This is a genomic window from Streptomyces sp. NPDC043867 (genome assembly GCF_056435845.1).
This window is the reverse complement of record NZ_JBWKDS010000079.1, coordinates 1-7,002: the sequence shown is the minus strand read 5'-3', so window position 1 is coordinate 7,002 and position 7,002 is coordinate 1. Positions and strand designations below refer to the sequence as shown.

The 7,002-nt window shown below is 66.4% G+C and carries 5 protein-coding genes, 1 tRNA gene and 1 pseudogene; 2 read left to right on the top strand and 5 right to left on the bottom strand.

Going from position 1 to position 7,002, the window contains the following annotated elements:
• Nucleotides 1–680 precede the first annotated feature (680 nt).
• Nucleotides 681–754: transfer RNA gene (locus tag AC069T_RS37805), tRNA-Gly, on the top strand.
• 51 nt (nucleotides 755–805) lie between these two features.
• On the opposite strand, the pseudogene AC069T_RS37800 reads toward AC069T_RS37805, so the two are convergent.
• From AC069T_RS37800 to AC069T_RS37780, 5 genes and pseudogenes are all read right to left on the bottom strand, one after another.
• Nucleotides 806–1,000, bottom strand: a pseudogene (locus AC069T_RS37800) (IS630 family transposase); the annotation flags it as partial.
• A gap of 683 nt (nucleotides 1,001–1,683) precedes the next feature.
• A complete protein-coding gene (locus AC069T_RS37795) occupies nucleotides 1,684–1,893 on the bottom strand; it encodes a hypothetical protein (protein WP_478787053.1) in 210 nt (69 codons plus the stop codon).
• A 541-nt stretch (nucleotides 1,894–2,434) separates the two neighbouring features.
• A complete protein-coding gene (locus AC069T_RS37790; protein ID WP_478787052.1) occupies nucleotides 2,435–2,647 on the bottom strand; it encodes a hypothetical protein in 213 nt (70 codons plus the stop codon).
• A gap of 593 nt (nucleotides 2,648–3,240) precedes the next feature.
• Complete coding sequence (locus tag AC069T_RS37785) at nucleotides 3,241–3,675, bottom strand: ATP-binding protein (RefSeq protein ID WP_478787051.1); 435 nt, start codon at nucleotides 3,673–3,675, stop codon at nucleotides 3,241–3,243.
• 276 nt (nucleotides 3,676–3,951) lie between these two features.
• Nucleotides 3,952–4,692, bottom strand: coding sequence for a GntR family transcriptional regulator (locus AC069T_RS37780; protein WP_478787050.1), 741 nt, complete (start codon nucleotides 4,690–4,692; stop codon nucleotides 3,952–3,954).
• Nucleotides 4,693–4,774: 82 nt separating this feature from the next.
• Here AC069T_RS37780 and AC069T_RS37775 point away from each other — a divergent pair, with 82 nt between their 5' ends.
• Nucleotides 4,775–5,860: a DUF1152 domain-containing protein gene (locus AC069T_RS37775; protein WP_478787049.1), complete on the top strand. Its 1,086-nt coding sequence runs from the start codon at nucleotides 4,775–4,777 to the stop codon at nucleotides 5,858–5,860.
• Nucleotides 5,861–7,002: the final 1,142 nt, after the last annotated feature.

Sequence of the window (7,002 nt, the reverse complement as noted above, 5' to 3'; positions counted from 1 at the left end):
GGGTTGTGGCGTGTGGTTTTTTTGTTTGGGGTGGTGTTGCCTAGGCTTCCTTTTCTCCCCGAACAGCCGGGGGGGGTTTTGGGGGGGGGGGGCGGGGGGGGGGGGGGGGCCTCCCCCCCCCCCCCCCCCCCCCCGCCCCCCACCCCCCCCCCCCCCCCCCCCCCCCCCCCCCCCCCCCCCCCCCCGCCTTCCTGTCTCACTGTGTGCCGCTGCGTGCGGGTGTCCGTGCTACCGGGCCACCGCTTGTTCAGCGCCCCCGGTCACTGCTTCTGCAACGTCACCGGGACGACGCTCCGCAGCCGCGCACACCGCGGGCACCGGACCAGCCGGCCAGGACCGAGCCGCTCGGCCTGCTGCATCGGGAACGTAGCGGTGCTGAACACGTGCCCCTCGGCACAACGGACGACGGTGTGCTCCATCAAGTCCTCGGATTCCCTTCCCCAAGAGCCGCGCCTGACTGACGACGAAAGCCACATTACGGGATGAAAGGGAAGGCCCTCCAGGCGGCACTCCGGTCCCGCCGGGACCCTCTTCCGCACCCTCACCGTACGCCCCAACTCCGGCCGCCCGCAGCGGCATCCACCCCCTGAAACACCGCGAGGCCCCGCGGTTTCCGCGCCGGGGGCCAGGCATGAGGTAGAGTGAGCGGGCATTCGACACCGGTTCAACCGGCGTCTTACGCGGGTGTAGTTTAATGGTAGAACATCAGCTTCCCAAGCTGAGAGCGCGAGTTCGATTCTCGTCACCCGCTCCATACGAAACCCCCAGGTCGATGACCCGGGGGTTCTTTGTTGCGCGTGGTTGCTCAGGTGGGCCGGATGGTCAGTCCGGTCTCGGCGAGGCAGCCGTCTATGAGGTCGCTGCGGTACTGGATGTGCCGTAGGCCGCGGCGGATGCGCTGGACGAGGTGTCCGGAGGTGCTGAAGGCGACGTTGGAGAGCCAGCCGCGCCGGAGGGACCAGATCCCTTCGACGGGGTTGAGGTCGGGTGCGTAGAGCGGCCGCCTTCAGCCGTAATTCCTCGCGAAACTGCTGCCGCCCGGCGGTCAGCCCGCCCCCTTGTGGATACCGCAGGGACGAGGAGCGGTCAGCCCCGACGACTCCACGAGTTCAATCTCAGTAACTGCGTGACAACGCCGATGGACAGCGACGGACGAGCGCGGACGCCGGCGGACTATCAACGCAGGTGAGAGACACATCAACCCACGGCAGAGCCCCGCCCAAGTTGCTCCGGGACAAAGTGGTCATCGCGCAAGCTGCCACCTATCCCTTCCGCCGCCGCGCCTTGGGGTGCAGCGAGACACACGTGTGCGTAGTCGGTCGGCGCGGCCGCCGTCGTGGCTGACTGTCGTCGGCTGGGGTTCAGGCGGGGCATGTCGAAGGTCCCGGCCGTCAGTCGAGCGGGCCGAACCTGGGCCGTCTCCGGGCCGTCCGAGGTTGCTCAACGGTGGCCAATGACGACCAACGACGACCACCAGTCGCACGAGTCCATCGCCCCTGACCAGCAAAGACCCAGCTCACCAAGATCCCCGGCAAGACCCAGGGAAGAAGAAGCAACCACTAACGATCAAGCCCCCTACCAGCGAAGACCCGCAGGTAGGGGGCTTGTCGCTGTGGACGCCGATCGGCGGTCAGGCTGCCGGTATCAGCGATCCCGCGATGAGGAAGTCCCGCGATCTGACGATCAGAAGGAGGCAGTGACGCCGACCTGGTGGTACTGGCCGACGGTGCCCAGGACCTCGTCCTTGACCGCGCCGAACTGACCCACGAGGTCCGAGCTGCTGATCGCCGTGGGGCCGGCTGCGATGCCGACCTGCGGGCTCAGGCCGCCGGAGACGGTGTCAAGCTCGGCGTCAGAGATCTCGAGGGTCTGAACCTGGGGAGCGGAGTTCATGATGAAACTGCCCTTCGTATGGATGCTTTACAGGGGGGGAGCGGCCGAGCTGGGGGTAGACGGTGGGCCGCGACCGTAAGCGCGCGCCTTCCGTTTCCGGACGCCGTGGCGCGATCTCGGCGGCGCAAAGGATCAAATCACGGAGCGTGCCCGGCATCCAGTCGGTCACTGCTTCCAGCAGGGCAGTCAAAACAGTCGGCTACCCATCCATGCACACATGCACACGAATTGAGGGCAGCTTCTCTACATGTAGCCCCGCTCAGGAAACCGACAGCTATTGCCACGGCAGCTCCGACCAGAACAACTCCGCACCAACAGAACGCACCCGTGCCGCAGTCGTGCATTTGCTGTGCAGATTCAGTCACGTTGGCATCCGCGCGCCCTTCAGCACCTTGTGCAGCGGCTTGCCCTGACGGACGTATGAGGCAGCGTGGCTGAGGCCCGGTCGTGGTTGCCCTGGCACACGCGCGCCAGATCGGTCGGCGCTCCGGCCACCGTGGCTGACTGCCCTCGACTGAGGCTCAAACGGCGTCCATCGCGGCTACTCGCCCTGGAGGCCCCGCCTCAGGAGTTCGTCATCGACGGCGCGCACCCTCTCACGCCACTCCCGCGCGGCCTTGGGGTTGCGGCCCACGCCACGCGCCACAGCCTGCTCTGCCCGCTGAGCAGCGAAAGCCCGGCGCTCCCTCAGTTCCTCGACCGTTAGGCCGGCCAGATCGGCGAACCAGTTGTCGTAGAGCTTCCAACGACTCATAGCCCCAGAGTGTCGGCAACCACGGTCCAGGCGTTCCCTATTTTCCGCCGCCCTGGGGGGACCGCTACTCAACCGCACCACAAGCGCACCAGATCGGGCGGGGAATCACGGTGAATGCCGCCCCGACTGAAGAAGGCCACCACCTAGCCGTTTCCACCAGGTCAGAGGCCAGACCGGCTTCAAATGACCGCAGCTTCCCAAGCTGAGAGCGCGAGTTCGATTCTCGTCGCGCGCTCCATGTGAAACCCCCGGGTCGATGACCCGGGGGTTCTTTGTTGTCTGGACCGGTGGGCGTGGCGCGCACCACATCCACACCACGAGGGCGTGACCCTCTGCCCGTGGACTTCTCGTCGTGGTGCGCGGGCCCGTGATCCTTGACCTTGTGGTGCTTCGCACGCTCGACACGGACCAGGCCTCCGAAGCCGGCCGCATGGTCTCGCTGCCGCTCCTCGTCGGAACGCTGGTAGATCAGCAACGGAGACCTGGCCGACCTCGACGAGCCGCCCCACGGTCGGAGACTCGTCCCGCTCGAGCGCTTTACTCCCCCGGCGGTCTTTCTGCTCGACCCCCCGCCAACGGAAGGTGTCCCCTCCTCACGACGGCCAGGCGTCGGCGACCACGAAGGAGACCACCGCCCCACCGAAGCGACTGGGTCCGGAGTGCCACGATGCAGCGATCGAGTCGACGAGGAGCAGACCGCGCCCGTGCTCGTTGGCGTCCGGACGCCGAAGCCGCACGCTCGCGGGAAGGCCTGGGTTGTGGACGTCGACCCGAAGCGAGGTCTCCTCACGGAACCACTCCACCCGCACGAGCCACGGTTCATCCGCCCGTCCGTACCGGATGGCGTTGGTCACCAGTTCCGAGATCATCAACACGCAATCGTCGACCGAACAGGCCGGGTTGTACAGGGCGATGGACTTGCGGAACCATCGCCGGGCCCGGGGCACGGACTCCGCTGCCGGCTGCAAGGTCATCGCACCGAGACGCGGTGACTCCTCGCAGGGGTAGCGGTCGATCGTGTACGCCATGCACTCTCACTCCTTGCCGCTGTCGTCGCCGTCGAGGCAGCGCCGCCCAGATGTGGCGCGGGTCCGGTCGGGAGCGGCAGCGAGCACCAGGAACGTACGTGAACTGACACGCTTCCAGCCCCGCCCCCGGCGACTCCGACAAGGTCAGCGCACTCCCTGACGCCGCTGCTGACTCGCCACTCCGTTACCTCTTCCATCAAGTGGCCTTAGCCACTTACTGGATAGTGGCATTGGCCACTCACGCCATGCAAGCGGATCGCCAGAAGTCACAACTCATCAGGTAAGCGGGTATCCCTGTTCGAACACCCAGCGCTGCGGCGGGTAGGTGGCTTCGGCGAATTCCAACGGCCGGTCCTGGAGGTCGAAGACGACGTGATGCACGATCAGCACGGCGGACCCCGGATCAAGCTGGAGGTCTGCCGCTTCCTCGACGGTCACCTGCCGGGCGCACATGCGGTCTTCCGCGTAACTCCCCTGCCGTCCCGTCATGTTCTCCACGTACATCAGGGTGCCCTCCTGGATCCGTTCCGGCTCCAGAAGCCTGGGCGCCTTCCGCCCGACGTCCGGCGCGAACCAGGAAGTGGACAGCGTGATGGGCCCGTCCTGGTTGTTGGTGACCCGCCGGCGGTGCACTGCGCGACGGTCTTTCACCAGGCCCAACGCCTCAGCCACGTGGTCCGGCGCATCCAGCCATCCGGCCGACGTGATCACCGCGTACTCGCCGGGCGTGTAGATCTTGCCGGTCTGCCGGGCACGCCCGTACAACTCGCGCGCCCGCCGGTTCACTTCGAGGCTCCGCACGTACGTGCCGGACCCCTGCCGCTTCTCGACGAGCCCTTGATGGCTCAAAGCCTCCAGCGACCGTGCAGCCGTGGGCCGGGACACTTTCCAGTCAGCCGCCAACTGCCGCTCCGATGGGACCTCATCCCCGGGCCGCAGGTCGCCCCGAAGGATCTGATCGCGGATGAAATGCGCGATCTGGAGATACTTCGGCTGGGCTTCCTCGATCTGGGGCATGTTCCCTCCTCGTCAAAGTGGCTATAGCCTCTGGCCACTATAGGGGGACTGGTCAAGGGGCCTGCCCCTTAGTCTTGGGCCCATGACGCGGTTGATCGTCGCAGCAGGAGGAGGGGGCGACGCTGTCGCCGCCGCAATGCTTCACACCGCCCTGTACGGGGACGGCGACCAAGCAGTGATCCTCACGTACGCGTGGGACCGCTTGCTGATCGACCCGGTACCGGGCCCCCGAGGAATCGACGACTTCACCGGCCTCGAACCGCTCACCCCGGCCGTCCGGAAGGTGCCGGCGGAGGCCCGTCCGATCGCACCGGCAGGTTCCACACTCCCCCGACTCGCGGCGGAACTCCCGCACACCATCGCGCTGATCGACCCGCGGCACGGCGCCGAGGGCATCACACGCCAGCTCGAGGACCTGGTCACCCACCTCAGGCCGACGTCGATCGATCTCCTCGACGTCGGTGGCGACGTGTTGGCCCGGGGCGATGAACCCACGCTGAAGAGCCCACTCGCCGACTCCCTGACACTGGCAGCGTGCTGTCAGGTGAACGCCCCCGTACGCCTGTTGGTCGCAGGACCCGGCCTGGACGGCGAGCTGTCGTACGAGGACCTGCGAGGCATACTCGGCTCGCTCGTCCATACCTTCACCGCGACGGACACGGGGTCGATCAGCCAGGTCCTGGAGTGGCATCCCTCAGAGGCCACAGGCATGCTCGCAGCGGCAGCCCGAGGCGTACGCGGCACCTGCGAAGTCCGAGACGCCGGCCTGCCCGTCCCCCTCACCGACGAGAGCCCGACGCTCCACGCAGTCGACCTGGACGAGGCGGTCAGCCACAACGAGCTGGCCCGCGCCCTCATGTCAACCACCACCTTGAACGAGGCGGAGGCACTGAGCCGCGAGATCTGCGGCTTCTCCGAAATCGACTACGAGCGCAACAAGGCCCTCTGGCTCGAGGAACAGCGTCCGGCGAAACTCGACGCCGAGTCGGTGCTCCCCCAACTCACCCAGTTCGAGGCAGAAGCCCGAAGCCGCGGAGTCACCCACACGACGTTCCGCCACCTCACAGAGGTCCTGAACCTCAACGGCTCACAGCGCGATGACTTGCGCCGGCTGCTCATCGAGAGCCGACCGGAGCAGTACGCGGCACCCGTATGGCGAATCGCATGAGGGGCGCCGGGGAGCCACCACTGCTCACGGCGCTTCCCGTTCCGCAGGAAACACTCACCCGAACCGACTGGGCGGGGTTGGAGCATGCCTACGGGTCTGCTGCGGACGCACCCGGAATACTGGTCGCGCTCCTGGGTCCGGACCAGGCCGTGAGAACCGAGGCGCTGGACGATCTCAGAACACGCTCTACGAGGCGACAGCCCCCACAGCCCTGTACGTGGCCGCGATCCTGGCCGACCCGAGATGATGCAGTGCATCCGAGGCAAACAGCTCAGACGGCCGCGCGAGCGTTTACGGACTGCTCCATCACTCCTGGCCGGGGGAGGTCCACGGCTTGCCTGACCCGCCGGAAGCTTGCGGGGTCATGATCACTCACGCGTAAGCAGCTCCAGGTCGAGATCGTTCCGCCGGCCGTGTGGAAAGCATCCCCGATCTTCCGGGGAGGAGCGGCTTACCGTGGTGCGCGCATGTTCGTGCGCCTCAGTCACTCGGTTCCGGAGATGTCGCGGTTCAAGGCATCGAGCGCCAAGCGCGACTTTCCATCGGATACCGGGACGCCGAGCCGGGCCTCCAAGGCCCGCCTTGCATCATCCAAGTTCTCGAACCAGTACTGGACCTGCCAGCCGACCAAACGGTCTAAAACTTCAGGGGCCTATTTCCGAACAGCAACCGCCCTTCGGCGATGGTGCGTCGACCAGCGTAGATGCGTTCAAAGCACCAGAGGAGCCTGAAGTACGAATTCCGGACACTCGGGAGATCGTCATCGGGGATGCGGTTACCGTCATACACGAGCGTGCCGAGATCTTCACGTGCCCTCGCCACGTCGCCGCTGGTGAGATCACGGTGAAAGCAGCCGAGCGCCACGAGGCCGCAGTCCTGCCGTTCACCCAGGCCGGGGCCCTAACCGCCGGGAATGATCGCAGCTTCCCAAGCTGAGAGCGCGAGTTCGATTCTCGTCGCGCGCTCCAGATTGAAACCCCAGGTCAGCGGCCTGGGGTTTGATTTTTTTGTCTAGTCCAATTCAGGGGTTCCGTGCCCTCTGCGCGCCCTAGTACTGCAACGGTGCTTGTTCTGATTGCTGGGCAGTTTTCAGGGGCTGTGTCCGCGTCGTTTGTAGTGGCTGATGCGGGCTTGGTGCTGGC